This window comes from Cellulomonas sp. ATA003 (genome assembly GCF_031582905.1).
Taxonomy (GTDB): domain Bacteria; phylum Actinomycetota; class Actinomycetes; order Actinomycetales; family Cellulomonadaceae; genus Pengzhenrongella.
This window is the reverse complement of the sequence record NZ_CP133990.1, coordinates 2,059,579-2,077,544: the sequence shown is the minus strand read 5'-3', so window position 1 is coordinate 2,077,544 and position 17,966 is coordinate 2,059,579. Positions and strand designations below refer to the sequence as shown.

17 protein-coding genes, 6 pseudogenes and 1 riboswitch are annotated in these 17,966 nt (G+C 76.6%); of the genes and pseudogenes, 5 read left to right on the top strand and 18 right to left on the bottom strand.

Annotation, left to right across the window (positions count from 1 at the left end; translation table 11 throughout):
• Nucleotides 1-31: 31 nt before the first annotated feature.
• The 7 genes and pseudogenes from REH70_RS10215 to REH70_RS10185 form a co-directional block, all read right to left on the bottom strand.
• Nucleotides 32-1,063 (bottom strand): diacylglycerol kinase family protein, encoded by a 1,032-nt coding sequence (locus REH70_RS10215; protein ID WP_310747025.1) that lies wholly within the window; start codon nt 1,061-1,063, stop codon nt 32-34.
• A complete protein-coding gene (gene tatC / locus REH70_RS10210; RefSeq protein ID WP_310747023.1) occupies nt 1,060-1,821 on the bottom strand; it encodes a twin-arginine translocase subunit TatC in 762 nt (253 codons plus the stop codon). Before tatC ends, REH70_RS10215 begins: the two co-directional genes overlap by 4 nt.
• Before the next feature lie 51 nt (nt 1,822-1,872).
• Complete coding sequence (gene tatA / locus REH70_RS10205) at nt 1,873-2,172, bottom strand: Sec-independent protein translocase subunit TatA (protein ID WP_310747022.1); 300 nt, start codon at nt 2,170-2,172, stop codon at nt 1,873-1,875.
• 132 nt (nt 2,173-2,304) lie between these two features.
• Entirely contained in the window at nt 2,305-2,628 is a 324-nt protein-coding gene (locus REH70_RS10200) for a hypothetical protein (RefSeq protein ID WP_310747021.1), read from the bottom strand.
• Between the two features lie 9 nt (nt 2,629-2,637).
• On the bottom strand, nt 2,638-3,654 hold the full coding sequence (locus REH70_RS10195) for a WYL domain-containing protein (protein WP_310747019.1): 1,017 nt from the start codon (nt 3,652-3,654) through the stop codon (nt 2,638-2,640).
• Nucleotides 3,647-4,117: a WYL domain-containing protein gene (locus REH70_RS10190; RefSeq protein ID WP_310754461.1), complete on the bottom strand. Its 471-nt coding sequence runs from the start codon at nt 4,115-4,117 to the stop codon at nt 3,647-3,649. Before REH70_RS10190 ends, REH70_RS10195 begins: the two co-directional genes overlap by 8 nt.
• Nucleotides 4,118-4,157: 40 nt before the next feature.
• Nucleotides 4,158-4,502: pseudogene (locus REH70_RS10185) on the bottom strand (helix-turn-helix transcriptional regulator); the annotation flags it as partial.
• 19 nt (nt 4,503-4,521) lie between these two features.
• Here REH70_RS10185 and REH70_RS10180 point away from each other — a divergent pair.
• Nucleotides 4,522-5,774: pseudogene (locus REH70_RS10180) on the top strand (DUF3866 family protein).
• A 38-nt stretch (nt 5,775-5,812) separates the two neighbouring features.
• Nucleotides 5,813-5,965, top strand: coding sequence for a DUF3866 family protein (locus REH70_RS20635; protein ID WP_396134504.1), 153 nt, complete (start codon nt 5,813-5,815; stop codon nt 5,963-5,965).
• Nucleotides 5,966-6,193: 228 nt separating this feature from the next.
• Here REH70_RS20635 and REH70_RS10175 read toward each other — a convergent pair whose 3' ends face one another.
• A complete protein-coding gene (locus REH70_RS10175; protein ID WP_310747017.1) occupies nt 6,194-6,601 on the bottom strand; it encodes a hypothetical protein in 408 nt (135 codons plus the stop codon).
• Between REH70_RS10175 and REH70_RS20630 the strand changes: the two are divergent.
• Nucleotides 6,510-6,836 (top strand): annotated as a pseudogene (locus REH70_RS20630) (GGDEF domain-containing protein); the annotation flags it as partial. The gene REH70_RS10175 and the pseudogene REH70_RS20630 sit on opposite strands and share 92 nt — an antisense overlap.
• Nucleotides 6,725-7,378: a GGDEF domain-containing protein gene (locus tag REH70_RS20625; protein ID WP_396134503.1), complete on the top strand. Its 654-nt coding sequence runs from the start codon at nt 6,725-6,727 to the stop codon at nt 7,376-7,378. The pseudogene REH70_RS20630 and the gene REH70_RS20625, both read left to right, overlap by 112 nt.
• Here REH70_RS20625 and REH70_RS10170 read toward each other — a convergent pair.
• From REH70_RS10170 to fmt, 10 genes and pseudogenes are all read right to left on the bottom strand, one after another.
• Entirely contained in the window at nt 7,278-7,751 is a 474-nt protein-coding gene (locus REH70_RS10170; protein ID WP_310747015.1) for a PH domain-containing protein, read from the bottom strand. The genes REH70_RS20625 and REH70_RS10170 overlap by 101 nt on opposite strands.
• Entirely contained in the window at nt 7,739-8,587 is an 849-nt protein-coding gene (gene hisG, locus REH70_RS10165; RefSeq protein WP_310747014.1) for an ATP phosphoribosyltransferase, read from the bottom strand. The genes REH70_RS10170 and hisG overlap by 13 nt, the downstream gene beginning before the upstream one ends.
• A gap of 72 nt (nt 8,588-8,659) precedes the next feature.
• On the bottom strand, nt 8,660-8,923 hold the full coding sequence (locus REH70_RS10160) for a phosphoribosyl-ATP diphosphatase (protein ID WP_310747012.1): 264 nt from the start codon (nt 8,921-8,923) through the stop codon (nt 8,660-8,662).
• Nucleotides 8,924-8,990: 67 nt separating this feature from the next.
• Complete coding sequence (ribH, locus tag REH70_RS10155; protein WP_310747011.1) at nt 8,991-9,458, bottom strand: 6,7-dimethyl-8-ribityllumazine synthase; 468 nt, start codon at nt 9,456-9,458, stop codon at nt 8,991-8,993.
• On the bottom strand, nt 9,455-10,873 hold the full coding sequence (gene ribA / locus REH70_RS10150; RefSeq protein ID WP_310747010.1) for a GTP cyclohydrolase II: 1,419 nt from the start codon (nt 10,871-10,873) through the stop codon (nt 9,455-9,457). The genes ribH and ribA overlap by 4 nt, the downstream gene beginning before the upstream one ends.
• Nucleotides 10,870-11,613, bottom strand: a complete 744-nt coding sequence (locus REH70_RS10145; protein ID WP_310747009.1) for a riboflavin synthase — start codon at nt 11,611-11,613, stop codon at nt 10,870-10,872. Before REH70_RS10145 ends, ribA begins: the two co-directional genes overlap by 4 nt.
• Nucleotides 11,613-12,723: pseudogene (gene ribD, locus REH70_RS10140) on the bottom strand (bifunctional diaminohydroxyphosphoribosylaminopyrimidine deaminase/5-amino-6-(5-phosphoribosylamino)uracil reductase RibD). The gene REH70_RS10145 and the pseudogene ribD overlap by 1 nt, the downstream one beginning before the upstream one ends.
• A gap of 228 nt (nt 12,724-12,951) precedes the next feature.
• Nucleotides 12,952-13,096: riboswitch (FMN riboswitch) on the bottom strand.
• A gap of 103 nt (nt 13,097-13,199) precedes the next feature.
• Nucleotides 13,200-13,868, bottom strand: coding sequence for a ribulose-phosphate 3-epimerase (rpe, locus tag REH70_RS10135; protein WP_310747007.1), 669 nt, complete (start codon nt 13,866-13,868; stop codon nt 13,200-13,202).
• A 30-nt stretch (nt 13,869-13,898) separates the two neighbouring features.
• A pseudogene (locus REH70_RS10130) lies at nt 13,899-15,490 on the bottom strand (RsmB/NOP family class I SAM-dependent RNA methyltransferase).
• A pseudogene (gene fmt, locus REH70_RS10125) lies at nt 15,487-16,424 on the bottom strand (methionyl-tRNA formyltransferase). The pseudogenes REH70_RS10130 and fmt overlap by 4 nt, the downstream one beginning before the upstream one ends.
• Here fmt and REH70_RS10120 point away from each other — a divergent pair.
• On the top strand, nt 16,353-17,171 hold the full coding sequence (locus REH70_RS10120; RefSeq protein WP_396134501.1) for a PepSY domain-containing protein: 819 nt from the start codon (nt 16,353-16,355) through the stop codon (nt 17,169-17,171). The pseudogene fmt and the gene REH70_RS10120 overlap by 72 nt on opposite strands.
• Nucleotides 17,172-17,966: the final 795 nt, after the last annotated feature.

Genomic DNA, 17,966 nt, shown 5'->3' with positions numbered 1-17,966 from the left:
CTAGGTCGCCGGTGGACGGCGGTCGCGGCGGCTACGCGAGGACGGCCAGCGCGCCGGGGCGGAGCTCGACCGCGAGCGGCAGCGCGCCGAGCGGCTCGCCGTCGGCGTAGGCCGTCGGCGGCGGCCCGCCGAGGTCGGGGGCGGCCTCGACGAGCACCCGCCGGGTCCGCAGCACCCGGACGGCGGGGTGGCTCACGTGCCGTCCGGCGTAGGCGCCGGGCAGCAGGGCGGCGACCCCGCGGCGGGTGACCGGGCCGGCCACGACGACGTCGAGCAGGCCGTCGTCCACCCTCGCGTCCGGGGCGATGCGGATGCCGCCACCGAAGCGTGGGGTGTTCGCGACCGCGACGAGCGTCCCGGGCGACTCCCACACGTCGTCGTCGAGCGTGAGGCGGTACCCGTACGGCGCGAACCGGCCGAGCTCGGCGGCGAGGGCCCGGACGTACCGGGCCGGGCCCCGCGGGTGGCGCATCGAGTGGGCGCGTGCGCTCACCGCGGCGTCCAGTCCGCACGACAGCACCCCGGCGTACCAGGTGGGTGCGGTGCCGGCGGGTGGGGTGGCGCCGGGTGGGGTGGCGCCGGGTGGGGTGGCGCCGGGTGGGGTGCGGCCGGGTGGGGTGCGGCCTGGTGCGGTGGCGTCGGGCGACCCGGCGCGGACGGCGTCGACGCGGCGGGGGCCGCGGGCGAGCGCGCGCTCGAGGGTGCGGACCGCGGCGTCGACGTCGCCGGGTCGTAGGCCGAGGGAGTGGGCGACGTCGTTGCCGCTGCCGGCGGGCACGATGCCCAGCGGCAGTCCGGTGCCGGCGGTGAGCGGGAGGGCGGCGTGCACGGTCCCGTCCCCGCCCACCGCGACGACGCCGTCCAGGTCGACCGTGTCCAGGTCGACCGTGCCCAGCACGTCGGCGTCCGGGCCGTCGGCGTCCGGCGCCCGCACGACGTCGCCAAGGGTGAGGACCCGCACGGCGTGCCCGCGGCGGCGCAGCCGGTCGACCGTCGCGGCGCCGGTGCCGGCCCCGCGGCCGCCGGCGGCGGCCGGCTTGACCAGGACGCCGAGCCGGCTCATCCCCCGTGCTCGGCGAGGTAGGCGGCGTCCTCCTCGGCGGCGCGGCGGGCCCGCCGTCGGTCCAGCAGGGTGCCGATCCCGACGGCGGCGAAGTACAGGACGACGATCGGCACCGCGAGCACGAGCATGGACAGGACGTCACCGGTCGGGGTGGCCACCGCCCCGAAGACGAACGACAGCATGACCGCGACCCGCCACCCCCGCAGCCAGGTGCGTCCCTCCACGACGCCGACCATGGTCAGCGCGACCATCACCACGGGCAGGAGGAACCCCGCGCCGAAGGCGAGCACCATCCGCATGACGAAGGTCAGATACTCCTGGGCGTTGATCAGGTTGAGAGCGTCCGGCGGGGTGAACGCGGTGAGCACCCCGACCGCCTTGGGCAGCAGCCACCAGGCGAGGAACGCACCGGTGAGGAAGAGCGGGACGGCTGCGGAGAGGAACCCCACGGTGACGAGCCGTTCGCGGTGCGTGAGACCTGGGGTGATGAAGGCCCACAGCTGGTAGAGCCACCAGGGGCTCGAGATGAGCACGCCGATGAACAGCGACACCTTGACCTGCATGTCCAGGGGCGCCATCACCCCGGGGAAGTTGAGCTGCGTGCCCTGCTCGGCGCCCTGCAGCGCGACGACGGGTGTCTGCAGCACCTGGAAGACGACGTCGTAGAGCAGCCAGCCGACGACGGCGCCGATCAGCAGCCCGAGCGCGGCGCGGCCGACCCGCGAGCGCAGCTCGAGCAGGTGCGCGCGCAGTGGCATCCGACCGTCACCGAGACTCCGGCGACGGGTGCTGCGTGCGCCCACCGGGTGTCAGGCCTGCTTGCGGTCGGACGTGTCGGCGGGCAGCGCGCTGAGCGCGGGGTCGCCGTGCGGGGGTGTGGTGCCCGCGGCCCGCGTGTCCGGGACGGCGGCCGGCTCCGTGGGCCCCGCGGTCGAGGCCGAACCGGACGACGCCGCCGTGGTGCCGTCGTCGCGCGGGTCGGTGACCTCGCTCTTGAAGATCTTCAGCGACCGCCCCATGCTCCGCGCGAGGTCCGGCAGGCGCTTCGCCCCGAACAGCAGCAGCACGACGAGCAGCAGGAGAGCGATCTCGGCTGGCCTGAGGTTCATGGGGGTACTCCTTCGGTGACGGCTGCGTCCATGCTAGTCCGCGCGGCCGATGCTCCCCGGGTGGGCCGGTGTGATCCCGGCACGACCCGCCGACCCCGCGTGGCCGGTTGCCCGGGCGCGAAGACCGGGGCGTCAGCGCGTGTACGCGCGCCAGCGGGTGTAGGTCGCGCTGTGGCGCGCGGCCCGGGCCGCCCGCCGCTCGGCGCGACGGTCGGCCAGCTCGGCGAGCCGCTCGCGGTGCCGGTCGGGGTCGGTGAGCAGGTCGTGCGTCGGTGCGAGCGCGGCGGCGGCCTCGGTGAGGGCGTCCGCGCGGTCGGCGAGCTGCCCGACGACGTCCGCGGCTCGCTCGAGCTCGGCCATCAGCGCGCGCCCCTTGCGCCACAGGTCGCGGCCCAGCACGAAGGCGCCCGCGAGGGTCGCGAGCACGAGGACCGTCCAGACCGTGAACCAGAGCACCGGCACAGGTTAGCCGGGCTCACCCGGCCGGTCGGACGGTGCCCCGTGGCCTGCGGGCGTATCCGCGGCCAGGTCCCCGTACGCGGCGAGGGCCGCGCGCGCCCGCCCAGCGACGTCGGCGGCTACCACGGGTGGCTGCACGGCGCGCACGTGCGCCCCGACCTGCAGCAGCAGGTGGCGCAGCCACGCCGGCTCGGCGACGCGCAGGGCGACGCGGAAGCCGCCGTCGGGCAGGTCCTCGACGCTCTCGACCGGCACCTGCTCGGCGATCCAGCGCACCGGGCTGGCCAGGTCCAGGGTCACCAGGTCGTCGTCGGGCGACGGGGTGAACGTCTGGGTGTCGCCGGCCACGGGGTGCGCGGTCGCGGGCACGTCGAGCACCTCGGCGGCCAGCACGCGGTCGACCCGGAACAGGCGCTCGTCGGACGCGCGGTGGCACCACGCCAGCAGGTAGGAGTGGTCGTCCTCGGTGAGCAGGCGGATCGGGTCGACCTCGCGCTCGCCGGCGACGTCCGCCGCGTTGACGTACCGGATGCGCAGGCGGCGGGACGTCGTCAGCGCCTCCCCGAGCGCGGCGACGACCTCGGGGTCGCCGTCGACCGCGAGCCGGACGTCGACCGCCGCGGCGGCCTCCCCGGTCGCCGCGGTGAGCTTGTCCAGCGCGGAGGTGAGGACGGCGGCGCGGGCGTCGTCGAGCCCGGGCGCCACCGCGGCACGCATGGCGCGCAGGGCAGCGACGAGCGCGACCGCCTCCCGGGTGCCCAGGCGCAGCGGCCGGGTCATCCCGCGCGACTCGACCAGCCGGACGACGCCCTCGTCGTACGACGCGGCGTCGAAGTCGATGAGGTCGTGCGGCCAGTACCCCGGGGTGCCGGTGACCCACAGGGTGTCGATGTCCGCCACCACCTGCCGGGTGCTCACCCCGAAGTGCTCGGCGACCTGCTCGATCGGGACCCCGGAGTGCCGGTCGAGGTAGGTCACCATGCCGAGCAGCCGCAGCAGCCGGTCGGTCGCCTTCTCAGCCACGGGTGGCCTCCGTCGCGTCGGGCTGCGGACGTGTCCGGGCTCCCGGTGCCGCAGGGGCCGGCACGGGTGGCCGGTCGAGGGTGGCCGCCGCCCGCAGCCGGCGCAGGACGGCGTCGCGCAGGTCGGCCGGGCCGAGGACGACGACGGCGTCGGCGTACCCCGCGATCTCGTCCGCGAGCTCCGAGCGCTGCGTGAACGGCACGCGGACGAGGTCGCGGTCGGTGAGCATGGCGGCGACCCGCGGGTCGGCGAGGTCGACGTCGGCGGCGGCAGGGTCGGCGGCCGGGGCGTGGGCGGCCGCCGGGTCCGGCGGCACCGCGCGGGCGCGCAGCGCACCGGCCCGCTCGGGACGCAGCGCGAGGACCGCCTGGCGGGCCACCTCGGTGCGCCGGTCCCCCAGCACCGCGCCGGCGTCGACGTCGGCCGGGATCGTGTAGGCGCCGGGAGCGCCGGTGACGCGCACCCTCCTGGATGCGGCTGAGCCGGAACGAGCGCGGTGCGTCCCGGTCGGTGTCGCGGCCGGCGACGTACCAGCCGCCGCCGCGGGCGAGCAGCCGCCACGGCTCGACGGTGCGCTCGCGGACCTCGCCGGTGTTCGCCGCCCGGTAGGTGAACGTGACCGCCTGCCGGGCCTGGACGGCGTCGAGCAGGGGGCCGAAGGCGTCCCCGGCGGGCCGCACACGCGGGGCGAGGCCCGCGACGAGGTCGGTCCCGGCGGGCGCGGACCCGACCGCGCGCAGCTTGGTCAGCGCCCGGGCGGCGTCGGTGCGCAGCGCCTTGTCCTGCCAGAACTGGACCGCGAGCGACAGCACCCCGAGCTCGGCCGCGGTCAGGTCGACCGGACGCATCGCGTACGCCTCGGAGTCGATGCGGTACCCGACGTCGGCACTGTGCCCGCCACCCGCGACCGTCAGCATGGGGATCCCGAGCTCGCGCAGCGCGTCCTTGTCGCGCTCGAACATGCGCTCGAAGGCGTCGTCGGAGATGGCGTCGGCGTACCCCGCGACGCTGGACCGGATCTGCTCCTTGGTCATGCGGCCGACGGTGTTGACCAGCGCGATGACGAGGTTGAGCAGCCGCTCGGCGGGGTGGATCTGTTCAGGCATCGGGGTCACGCTAGCCGCCGGTAGCGTGGTCGGCGTGATCACGTGGCGGGCAGGGACTGTGGTGTCGCAGGGCGCGCGCTGGTCGGGCGCGACCGAGCTGCGGGTGCGGGTCGACGACGGGGACGAGGTGCGCGCGCTCGCGTACCCGCAGCTGGTCGGGGACCCGGCGGTCGGGACGCGGGTGCTGCTCAACGTCTCGGCGCTCGCCCGCGGCCTCGGGACCGGGGGTACGCGCTCGTGGTGGGTCCGGCCGGTGAGCTGCCCGCCGACCCGCCCGCGGGACCCGGGCACCTCGTCAAGGCGCGGTACACGCCCCTGCAGGCGCTCGTGCTCGGGGTCGACGAGCAGGAGTCGCCGCACCACGAGATGCTCCGCGACGCCGACGACCTCGGCGGGATGCCGGTCGTCGTCGCCGACCTGCACTCCGCGGTCCCGGCCATCGTCGCCGGGACCCGGCACGCCGCCGCGCTCGCGGGACGCCCCGCGCCGCGCGTCGCCTACGTCATGACCGACGGCGGCGCGCTGCCGGCCTGGTTCTCCCGCACCGTCGCCGGGCTACGCGACGCCGGCTGGGTGGACGCGTGCGTGACCGCCGGGCAGGCGTTCGGCGGGGACCTCGAGGCGGTCACGGTGCACACCGCACTGCTGGCGGCGCGCGCGGTGGCGGGTGCGGAGATCGCGGTCGTCGCGCAGGGACCGGGCAACCTCGGCACCGGCACCCGGTGGGGGTTCTCCGGGGTGGCCGCCGGCGAGGCCATCAACGCCGCCGGGACGCTCGGTGGACGGCCGGTCGCGTCCCTGCGCGTCTCCGGGGCCGACCCGCGGCCCCGCCACCAGGGCGTCTCGCACCACTCGATGACCGCCTTCGGCCGGGTCGCGCTGGTGCCCGCGGACGTCGTCGTGCCCGTGTTCGAGCCCGGCCCCACGGCCGGCATCCCGGACGAGGACGGCGTCCCCCGCTCGAGGACGGCTCGCTCACCGCGCTCGGGACGCGGGTGCGCGGTCAGGCGCTGAGCCTGGTGGAGCCGACGGGGCGACACCGGTTGGTCGAGGTGGACGCCGGTACCGACCTGCTCGCCTCGCTCGCGGCGTCGCCGGTGCGGTTGTCCACCATGGGGCGCGGACTGGAGCAGGACCCGGGGGCATTTCTCGCGGCCGCGGCCGCCGGGGTGCACGCGGCGGACCTGCTGCGCGACCACGACTGAGCCCGCTGGCCCGGGTGGGTCACCGGCCTTCGCGCGTGCCCGCCCCACGAACGGCCGCCGTCCGACATCGCTGCCTCACGCCGTGCACCGGCTGGTCGATGAGCTCGGTGACGACCCGGCTGCCGGCGCCGCCGGGGTCGCACGTCATCGGGCAGCAGGTGCCGGTCACAGATGAGGCGAGGTGCATGGCGTGGCGAGGCGGCTGTCCCCCAAGTTCGTGAGTCCCGGTCAGGTCACGGTCCTCACCACGGCCATCGGCCTCATCGCTGCGATCTGTGCCGTCACCGTCGTCGTGCCCTTCAGCGACACCGCACCGCGACGCCTCGCCGGGGTGCTCGCGGCGGTCGGGTTCGCGATCGCCGCCGTGCTGCGATGGCGCCGGCACCGGGTCACCACCGCCCACGTCCACGGGCTGCTCGCCACCGCCACCGCCGCGATGACGTGGACGGTCGCCGAGTCGACCACCGCCACCGGCGCCGTGGTGACCGCGGTCAGCTTCTTCTGGGTGGCGATGTTCACCGCTGTCTTCCACCGCCGCACCGAGATGACCGTGCACCTCGCCCTGGTGGCCGCCGGACTGGGGTACGGACTGGCGACCGCGTCGCCGCCGTCGGCCGTGCAGACCTGGATCTTCATGATGGGCACCATCACCGGTGTCGCCTGGGTCCTCAACGCCAAGGTGGCCGGGCTGCGTCAGGACGCGACGCGTGACGAGCTCACCGGTGTCCTGACCCGGCGCGCCTTCTTCGACCAGGCCCGGTGCGAGATGGCCTGGTCAGCGCGCACGGGCGAGCCGATCACCGTCGCGATGATCGATCTCAACGACTTCAAGGGCATCAACGACCGGCACGGGCACGGAGCCGGCGACGCCGTACTGGCCGCGCTCCCCGGGCCTGGGCACCGAACCTCCGCCCGCGCGACCTGCTCGGCCGACTGGGCGGCGACGAGTTCGTCCTCCTCATGCCGGGCACCGACCCGGCCCGGGCGGCAGCCGTCGTGGAGCGCCTGCGTGCCTCGAGCGTCTCGATCACCTTCGCAGCCGGGGTGGCCCCGTGGTCGGGCGAGGAGCTGGACGCCTGGATCGCCGTGGCCGACAGTCGGCTCTACGCCGACAAGGGCCCACCGCCGGCGACGACGTGCCCGTCTAGCGGCCGTCCGTCGTCGGCCGCTCGTGCGGGCGAGCACAATCACGGGATCGATGACCGGGGCGGCCTCGCGACCGGCGGGGACCGGGCGCGAGAACCCGGCGGCGGGGCGCCCCTCGGGCGAGCCCGCCCCCGGCCGAGCCCGCCCCCGGCCGAACCCGCCCCGCTCAGTCGTCCTGGCTGGTGCGGGTGTGGATGGCCACGAGCGCGGCGAGGCGCCCCGCCTCGGCGGTCGCGAGGTCGCCGTCGGCCTGCTGCACGCCCATGACCGCGAGGACGTCGCCGTCGGACAGGTCGAGCTGCACCCACGGTCGTCCGCCGCCGAAGCGGACCGACACGATCTGCGCCCACTCCAGGCGCCGGGTGACGACGAGGTTGCGGACGACGATGCCCTGCTCGTCCACGTCGGCGCGGACGGTCGCCTGCCGCCAGCAGAACCAGGTGATCAGCAGGCCCAGCACCGCCACGCCGACGGCGCTCGGCGGACCGAGCCACTCGGCGAGGAGCGCGACGAAGACGACCGTGCCGACGAAGATCGCCACGGCCAGGACCGCGCTGACCACGCGCGCCGCGCGGGGGCGGAACGGCGCGTACAGCCGTGCCCGGTCCGGGCGGGGACGGTCCACTGTCAGATCCGGCACGCGTGGATGGACGTGACGAGGATGGCGCGCGCCCCGACGTCGTACAGCGCGTCCATGACGCGGTTCGTGTCGTCGCGGCGGACCATCGCGCGGACCGCGGCCCAGTCCCCGTTGTGCAGCGGGGAGACGGTCGGCGACTCCAGGCCCGGGGTGATCGCGACCGCCCGGTCGACGAGCTCGGCGGGGACGTCGTAGTCCATGAGCACGTACTGGCGGGCGGTGAGCACACCCTGGATGCGGCGGGTGAGCACGTCGAGGCCGGCCGGCGGCTCGGCGCCCTCACGGCGGATGAGGACCGCCTCGGAGCGCAGGATCGGGTCGCCGAACACCTCGAGCCCGGCCGCGCGCAGGGTCGTGCCGGTCTCGACGACATCGGCGATGACGTCCGCGACGCCGAGCTGGATGGCGGTCTCCACCGCGCCGTCGAGGCGCACGATGCCGGCCGGCTCGATCCCGCCGGACCGCAGGTGGTCGGCGACGAGCACGGGGTAGGACGTCGCCACCCGCAGCCCGGCCACCTGCCCGACGTCGGTGAGCCGGCCGGCCGGTGCGGCGAACCGGAACGTCGAGCGCGCGAACCCGAGGCTGAGGTGCTCGGTCGCGGTCGACCCGGAGTCGAGCAGCAGGTCACGCCCGGTGACGCCGACGTCGACGGTGCCCGCACCCACGTACACCGCGATGTCCCGCGGGCGCAGGAAGAAGAACTCGACACCGTTGTCCGGGTCGGGCAGCACGAGCTCGCGCGAGTCGCGGCGCTGGCGGTACCCGGCCTCCCGGAGCATCTCGGCGGCGGGCTCCGACAGGGAGCCCTTGTTCGGCACAGCGATCCTCAGCACGTGGTCCTCGGGTGGTCGTCAGCGGTCGGGCGGGTGGGTGGCGTCAGGGGTGGGCGGCACCCCGCGCACGGGTCACAGGTGGCGGTAGACGTCGTCGAGCGTGAGGTCGCGCGCGAGCATGAGGACCTGCAGGTGGTACAGCAGCTGCGAGATCTCCTCGGCGGTGCGCTCCGCCCCCTCGTGCTCGGCGGCCATCCACACCTCGGCGGCCTCCTCGACGACCTTCTTGCCGATCGCGTGGACGCCGGCGTCGAGCTCGGCCACCGTCCCGGAGCCGGCGGGGCGGGTGGCTGCCTTGTCGGCGAGCTCGGAGAACAGGGAGTCGAACGTCTTCACGACCCTGAGCCTAGACGCCGCGTGGACGACGTCCGCCCGCCGCCCGGGCGGACCGGTCGGGCGCCGGTCACAGGCCGCGCAGCGCGACGACGGTCGCGACGGCGGCCTCGGCCGCCTCGGCGCCCTTGTCCTCCGACGAGCCCGGCAGCCCGGCGCGGTCCAGCGCCTGCTGCTCGTCGTCGCAGGTCAGCAGGCCGAAGCCTACGGGCACGCCGGTGGTCAGCGCGACCTGGGACAGCCCGTCGGTGGCCGCGGAGCACACGTACTCGAAGTGCGGCGTGCCGCCGCGGATGACGACGCCGAGCGCCACGACGGCGTCCGCCCCGGCGGCAGCGGCGCGCGCCGCGGCCACGGGGAGCTCGAACGAGCCAGGGACGCGCAGCTCGCGGACGTCGGTGACGTGCGCCTCGGCCAGCGCGCGGCGGGCGCCGGCGAGCAGCCCGTCCATCACCTCGGTGTGCCAGCTCGCGGCGACGACGACGACGCGCAGGCCGGTCCCGTCGACGGTGATGCTCGGTGCTCCGGCGCCGCTCATGCGGTGGTCCTCCTGGTGGGTGCGGTGGGTGCGATGGGTGCGAGGGCTGCGGTGGGTGGCGTCGGTGCGGCCGGGTGCGACGGTGCGTCGTCGTCCGGGACGGCGAGCAGGTGCCCCATCTCGACGGCCTTGGTGCGCAGGTACGCGGCGTTCTCCGGCGTGCGACCCACCTCGAGGGGCAGCATCGCGGTGACGTCGAGCCCGTGGGCGCGCAGCCCGGCGACCTTGGCGGGGTTGTTGGTCAGCAAGCGCAGCCGCTGCACCCCGAGGTCGGCGAGGATCGCGGCGGCGGCGCCGTACTCGCGGCGGTCGGCGGGCCACCCGAGGTCGATGTTGGCCTGCACGGTGTCCCGGCCGGCGTCCTGCAGCGCGTACGCCCCGATCTTCGCGAGCAGGCCGATGCCGCGGCCCTCGTGCCCGCGCATGTAGACGACGACGCCGCCCTCCTCGGCGGCCCGCTCGAGCGCCGCGTCGAGCTGCGGGCCGCAGTCGCAGCGCAGCGAGCCGAACGCGTCACCGGTCAGGCACTCCGAGTGCACCCGCACCACCGGGTTCTCGCCCATCGCGTGGACGGACACCAGCGCGACGTGGTCGGCGCCGCTGCGCAGGTCGCGGTAGCCGTGCACGCGGAACGAGCCGTGCTTGGTGGGCAGGGCGGCCACGCCGCTGCGGTGCACGCGCGGACCTGGCACGTCGTGCGTGCCGGTGGCGGTCGCGTCGGCGGACGGGGCGCGGTCCGGCGCCCCGGCGTCGGCGGTCACGTCGGGATCGTGCTCGCGCCGCCAGGCGATGAGGTCCTCGATGGTGAGGAGCACGAGGCCGGTGTCGGCGGCGAGCGCGGCGGCCTGCGGCAGGCGCGTCATCGACCCGTCGTCGTTCACCAGCTCCGCGATCGCCCCGACCGGCTCCAGGCCGGCCAGGCGGCACAGGTCCACCGCAGCCTCGGTGTGGCCGGCCCGGTGCAGCACCCCGCCGGGGACTGCCCGCAGCGGCAGCACGTGGCCGGGGCGGATGAGGTCGACCGCCCCGGACGCGGGGTCGGCGAGGACCCGCAGGGTGTGGGCGCGGTCGGCGGCGGAGATGCCGGTGGTCACGCCGTGCGCGGCGTCGACCGTCACCGTGTAGGCGGTGCGTCGCGGGTCCTGGCTCGCGGGGACCATGAGCGGCAGGTCCAGCGCGTCGGCGCGGGGGCCGGTCATGGGGGCGCACAGGTAGCCCGACGAGTGCCGGATGGTCCAGCCGACCCACTCCGTCGTCGCGGACTGCGCGGCGAGCACGATGTCGGCCTCGTTCTCGCGGTCCGGGGAGTCGGCGACGAGGACCGGCCGGCCGGCGCGCAGCTCGGCGATGGCCTCCTCGACGGTGCCCAGGCGCGGGGCGTCCGGGTCGGTCACGGCGGCGCTCGCGGCGGTCATCGGGTCGCCGCGTCGGTGGCGGGCCCGGGCGTGCCGGTGCCGGTGCCGGTGCCCGTCGTGCCGGTGCCTGTGCCCGTCGCGTCCGTGCCCGCGTCCGTGCCCGTGCCGTGCGTGCCCGCGCCGCGTCCGGCCAGCAGCAGCCGCTCGACGTACTTCGCGATGACGTCGACCTCGAGGTTGACCGCGGCACCGGGCTGCAGGTGGCCGAGCGTCGTCGCGGCGAGCGTGGTGGGGATGAGACTGATGCCGAACCGGTCCAGGCCCACGTGCGTCACGGTCAGGGACACGCCGCTCACCGCGATGGACCCCTTCTCCGCGACGTACCCCGCGAGATCGGCCGGCATCCCGACGACGACGTCGTCCCACCGTGGCCCCGGGGTGCGGGTGAGGATGGTGCCGACCCCGTCGACGTGCCCCTGCACCACGTGCCCGCCGAGCCGGCTGTCGGCGCGGACCGCACGCTCGAGGTTCACCGGGTCACCCGCGGTGAGCGTCCCCAACGCGGTGCGGCGCAGCGACTCCGGCATGACGTCGGCGGTGAACGTGCCGTCGCCGGGGAGCTCCGCGACGGTCAGGCACACCCCGGAGACACTGATGGAGTCCCCGAGCGCGGCGTCGGAGGTCACCAGCGGGCCACGCACCGTGAGGCGGACGTCGGCCTCGGCGGCGCCGGACGAGCCGGCCGGCCCGGGGGTCACGGACACGACCGTGCCGACCTCCTCGACGATCCCGGTGAACATCAGTGGTCCTCCTGCGGTGCGGTGGGCTGCGGCATGGTCGGCTGCGGCTTTGGGGGCTGCGGCGTGGGCTGCGGTGCGGTGCCAGGTGCGGCGGCCGCGACGACGAGGACGTCGGGGCCGAGCGGGACGGGCTCGCGCGGCACGAGCCGCACGGCGTCGGTGATCGAGGTGAGGCCGAGGTCGCCGATCGCGGTGGGTCCGCTCCCCAGGATGACGGGCGCGATGTAGGCGTAGACCTCGTCGACCAGGCCCGCGCGCAGGAACGCCGCGGCGAGCGTCGGCCCGCCCTCGACGAGCACGTGCCGGACCTCGCGCGCGTGCAGCGCGTCGAGGACCTCGGCGGCGTCGTGCGTGGCGAGCTGCACCAGCTCTCCCCGGGGCCGCGCAGCCGCGCGTCCGCCGGGACGGGCCGGTGCCCGACGACGACCCGCAGCGGCTGGTGGGCAGCAAGCCCGCCGTCGGCGGTCCGTGCGGTCAGGGACGGGTCGTCCGCGGCGACCGTGCCGGTGCCCACGACGATCGCGTCGGAGTCGGCGCGCAGCGAGTGGGCGTGGCGGCGGGCGACCTCGGAGGTGATCCAGCGGCTCGACCCGTCGGCCGCGGCCACCCGGCCGTCGAGCGTGGTGGCGATCTTCAGCGTGACGAACGGCCGGCTGCGCTCCACCGCCGGCAACCACGTGCGCAGCAGCTCGCGGCCCTCGGCCTCGCGCACGCCGGTGACGACGTCCACGCCCGCGGTGCGCAGGTGGTCCGCTCCCCGGCGGCGATCGGGTTGGGGTCGGCGACGGCGATCACGACGCGCCCGACGCCGGCGTCGAGCAGCGCCTGCGCGCACGGTCCGGTGCGGCCGGTGTGGTTGCACGGCTCGAGGGTGACGACGGCGGTGCACCCGCGGACGTCGACCCCCGCCTCACGGGCCGCCAGCAGCGCGGCGACCTCGGCGTGCGGCGTCCCGACACCGGCGTGCCAGCCCTCGGCCAGGACCATGGACCCACGCCCGGCGGCAGCGGCGTCAGCGTCAGTGTCGGCGGCGGCGAGGAGGACGCAGCCGACGCGGGGGTTGGGGCCGTGCACGGGACCGCGGCGGGCGAGCTCGAGGGCGCGGTCCATGGCGACCGCCTCGGCCCGGGTGACCTGCGTGGCGCCACCCGGACCACGGGCACCGGCGCGTGCGGGCGGTCCGGCCGGGCGGAGCTCGGTCCGGGCGTCACGGACGTCAGGGCTAGTCACGGTCGCTCACCTCCGGTACGCCTCTGCGGGCTCCGGGGTGGACAGGGTGGTGCCGGACGGCGGACGCCGTCGCACCACCACGGTGCGCCGACACGGGTCGGCCCACCGCCACGTACTTCCTCCCATCCGGACTTTGACCGTCGGTCCTGGAGTTCCACCAGGTCAACCGGCGCCGACCCCCGGGTGGAGGACGACGCGCGGGTCGCGGACTTTGACCGCCGGCTCGGATTTTCACCGACCCCGGAGCACGTGTGTGTTCACCGGCAATCCTGCCACAGTGCGCGGAGGCCGCAGCCCGCACCGGCTCATGCGCGCGCAGGTTCCGCGGGGTTCAAGCCTGGGCCCGGGTCGGCGGATCAGTGGTGGTGCGCGGCGCCGTCGGCGAGGCCGCGCAGGACGTCGATCTCCGCGGCGACGTCGTCGGCCCCGTAGACGGCCGACCCGGCGACGAAGACGTTCGCGCCGGCGTCGGCGATGCGCTCGATGGTCGTGCGGGACACGCCGCCGTCGACCTGGATCCACACGTCGAGCCCGGACTCGTCGACGGCGGCGCGGGCGCGGCGGATCTTGGCGAGGGTGCCCTCGATGAAGGACTGGCCGCCGAACCCGGGCTCGACGGTCATGACGAGCAGCATGTCGATCTCGTCGAGGAGGTCGAGGAACGGCTCGACCGGCGTCGCGGGGCGGATCGCCAGCCCGGCGCGCGCCCCGAGCCGGCGCAGCTCACGGGCCAGCCGGACGGGCGCCTGGGCGGCCTCGGCGTGGAAGGTCACGGACGCGGCACCCGCCTCGGCGAAGCCCGGCGCCCACCGGTCCGGGTCCTCGATCATGAGGTGGGTGTCGATCGGGACCGGGCACACCTGCACGAGCCGCTCCACGACCGGCAGCCCGATCGTCAGGTTCGGCACGAAGTGGTAGTCCATGACGTCGACGTGCGCGTAGTCCGCGCCCGCGATCTTCCCGAGGTCCCGCTCGAGGTTCGCGAAGTCGGCGGACAGGATGCTGGGGTTGAGGAGGGCGCCCATGCGCACCGACCCTAACGGCGCGGGGGTCTCTCAGGCGCGGCGGCGCAGCAGGGTCAGGAACATCGCGTCGGTGCCGTGCACGTGCGGCCACAGCTGGACGTCGGTGCGGTCGGCGAGCGGCAGGTCCGGGCCGGCGACGTCGCGCACCGTGGGGCGCGCGTCGAGGACCTCGACGTCGTCGCGACGACGCAGGACGTCCTTGACGACGAGCTGGGTCTCGACGAGGTGCGGTGAGCACGTGACGTAGGCGACGACGCCGCCCGGGCGTACCGCGTCCAGCGCCGACGCCAGCAGCGCGCGCTGCAGGGCGCCGAGGTGCGGCAGGTCACCGGGCGTCCGGCGCCACCGGGACTCCGGACGGCGCCGCAGCGCGCCGAGCCCCGTGCACGGTGCATCGACGAGCACGCGGTCGTAGGCGCCGGGCTCGTCCTCGCCGGCGGTGCGGCCGTCCCCGACGCGGACCGCCTCGACGGCCGCGGTCGGGACGGCGGCCAGCGCCCGCTCGACGAGGCGCGCGCGGTGCGGCTGCACCTCGTTGGCGACGAGGCGGGCGCCGCGCGCGTGGGCGAGCGCCGCGAGCAGTGCGGACTTGCCCCCGGTCCGGCGCAGAGGTCGAGCCAGCGCTCGTCCGGACCGTCCAGGGGCGCCCCCGCGAGGGCGAGGGCGACGAGCTGGCTGCCCTCGTCCTGCACGCCGGCCCGGCCGTCCCGGACCGCGGGCAGCGCGCCCGGGTCACCGCCGGACATGGCCACCGCGTACGGCGACCAGCGACCGGGTGCCGTGTCGAGGCGGGCCTGCTCGCGCACCTCGTCGACGTCGACCAGTCCGGGGCGTGCCACGAGGGTCACGCCCGGCGCGGCGTTGTCCGCGGTGAGCAGTGCCTCGATCTCGTCCGCGGCGCGGCCGTGCCCGACGAGCGCCTCTCGCAGCCCGCGGGTCACCCACACCGGGTGGCTCTGGGTGACCGACAGGCGAGCCACCGCGTCCGTGCCGGCCGGGTCGACCGCGTCGCCGATGCGCTCCAGCCATGTCGCCAGGTCGTGCGCGCTGACCGCGCGCAGCACCGCGTTGACGAACTGCGCGCTGCCGGCGCCGGTGCGGGCGCGGGCCAGGCCGACCGTCTCGGAGACGGCGGCGTGCGGCGGCACCCGCATGCCGAGCAGCTGGTGGGCGCCCAGGCGCAGCAGGTCCAGCACCGGGGGGTCGATCCGGTCGAGCGTCCGGCCGCCGGCGCACTGCTCGATGATCGCGTCGTAGCGCCCGCGCAGCCGCAGCGCGCCGTAGGCCAGCTCGGTCGCGAACCCGGCGTCGCGGCCGGTGATGCCGCGCTCGCGCAGCAGCGGGGGCAGCACGAGGTTGGCGTACGCGTCGGACCCGTCGACCTCGCGCAGCACGTCGAAGGCGGCCCCGCGGGCGGGGTCCGCGTCGCGGCGGCGCGCTGCCGGGGCCGACGCCGTCCGGGTCGTCCGGCCGGCGCTGCGGGCGGCGCCGCGCTCGCGGCCGGTCGCGTCCCGGCGGTCCGGGGAGCCGCCGTCGGGTCGACGCGCGTCGCCGCCGGACCCGCCGCCGCCCGGGCCCGGACGCCGGCCGGAGCCACGGGCGCCGTCGTCCTGGGGGCTCACGCCGCCGCTCCCAGCACGGTGCCGTCACCGAGGCGGGCGCCGCGGGCCCAGTCGGCCGCGGGCATGGCCCGACGACCGGCCGGCGACACGTCACCGAGGCGGACGGCGTGGCTCGCGGTGCCCACGAGCACCTCCCCTTGGTGGCGCGCACGGCGCCGGCCGGCAGGTCGGTGACCGACGGATCGGGCACCACCGGCCCGAGCTTGAGCCGTGAGCCGTCCGGTGCCGTGGTCCACGCCCCGGGCGCCGGGGTGCAGCCGCGGATCCGCCGGTCGACGGCGTGCGCCGGGTGCTCCCAGCGGACCCGGGCGTCGTCGACCTCCAGGCGCGGGGCGTGGCTGACGCCGTCCGCGGGCTGCGGGACGGGCTGCGCCGCGCCGTCCTCGATGGCGTCGAGGGTCGCGACGAGCAGCTCCGCGCCGGCGACCGCGAGCCGGTCCAGCAGGTCACCGGCGGTGTCGCGCGGACGGATCGACTCGGTCAGCGTCCCGAAGACCGGCCCGGTGTCGAGACCCGCCTCGATGCGGAACGTGCTCGCGCCGGTCACCTCGTCGCCGGCGATGACGGCGTGCTGGACCGGTGCGGCCCCGCGCCAGGCGGGCAGCACGGAGAAGTGGAGGTTCACCCAGCCGTGTCGCGGGACGTCCAGGACGGCCGGGGGCAGCAGGGCGCCGTACGCGACCACGGGTGCGCAGTCCACCGCGAGGTCCGCCAGCCGTGCCCCGAACTCCTCCTCGCGCGGGCTGCGCGGCGTGAGCACCTCGAGCCCCTCGGCCAGCGCGCGCTCCTTCACCGGGCTGGCGGCGAGCGTGCGTCCGCGCCCGGCCCGCGCGTCCGGCCGGGTCAGGACGGCGACCACGTCGTGCCGGGACGCCAGCAGCGCCTCGAGGGCGGGGACGGCCACGGCAGGGGTACCGGCGAACAGCAGACGCATGCGGTCGATCCTAGGTGGGGCGGCCGGCGCGCCGGTCGCCCCGGTCGCCGGCCGCAGCCGGCGCTGCGACCATCGAGGCAGGCGCAGGACCCTGACGTCGCCCCACCGGTCCAGGAGGTCGTCGTGACCCAGGCACACCGCACCCCGGCACGTCGGATCGTCACGTGGGTGGGCGCCGCGGCGCTCGCCGCCGGGCTGACCGCCTGCAGCGACGACACCGCCGAGCCGGCCACGGAGCCGGTCGTCACCACGCCGCAGGCGGACGACACCGCCGGCGCGCCCGGGGACGAGACCGCCGGCGCGCAGGGTGACGCCACCGTCGAGGAGCAGAGCGGGGGCCTCGGCGCCGACCTCAGCATCGAGCGGGGCCTGGCCGCGATCGCGACCGCGGAGGCCGCCGGCGGTGTGGCGTACGAGCTCGACCGGGACGACGACGGGTGGGAGGTCGAGGTGGTGCGCGACGGCGTCGAGCGCGACGTCATCGTCGCGGCGGACGGCTCCGCCGTGACCGACGAGCGTGACGACGACGATCCTGACGCCGACGACCAGGCGGAGCGGGAGGCGGCCCAGGTCACCATCACGGCGGCGATCGAGGCCGCGGCCCAGGGGCGCGCGGAGGCCCTGGACGGGGTGTCCCTGGAGGAGGAGGACGGCACCCTCGTGTGGGTGGTCGACTTCGAGGGCGCCGACGACGACGTCGAGGTGCACGTCAGCGCGGTCGACGGCACCGTCCTCGGCGAGCGCTGAGGCTGTCGGTCCGGGACCGCCCCCGTCCGAGCCGGCCCGCGCGAACCGGCCGGTCCCCAGGTGGGCCCTGCTGAGCGCTGCCCTGCTGACCGCTGCTGACGCCTGCTGAGCCCGTGCCCCGGGTCTCGCGTCAGAGCATCTCCTTGGGGTCCACCTGGACCCGCACCGTGCCCCCTCACGTCGCGCGCTGCGCACCGCGGCGGAGGCCGCGAGGGACGCCGCCAGCTCCGCCCCCGCCCCGAGGGGCACCCGCACCAGCGCCCGCACGGGTTGCTCGAGCGTCGCGTCCGCCGGCGGTGAGCCCTGGCTGCTCGTCCCGCTCGGGCCGCCGGGGCCGCCCGACCCTGCGTCGACGCCGACCGGCCCGAGCACCGTCCCACCCGCGGGCACCCGGACCCGTGCCAGGTAGGCGGCGACGGCGTCACGGGTGCCGGTGACCGCGGCGACGCGCACCGCCGGTGGCAGGTCGAGCTCGGTGCGCTCGGCCAGCTCCCGCTCGGCGAAGCCGACCGGGTCCCACCGCACGAGGGCCTGCGTCGGTGCGGCCGCGGCGTCGCCCACGAGCAGCACGCGCCCACCGGCCGACGCGGGCCGGACCAGGGACGCCGCCGTGAGCCACCGGTGCAGGGCCTCCTCCCCCACCCGCAGCGATGTCCGGGCGGTCGAGACGGCGGCGTCGAGCAGGAGCGCGCTCACGTAGCCGCCGTCGGCGACGGGCTCCGCGCCCGGCGTCGCGACGACGAGCGCGGGGCGCGCGTCCACCGCCGCGAGGACGCCGGTCGCCGCGGTGGCCGA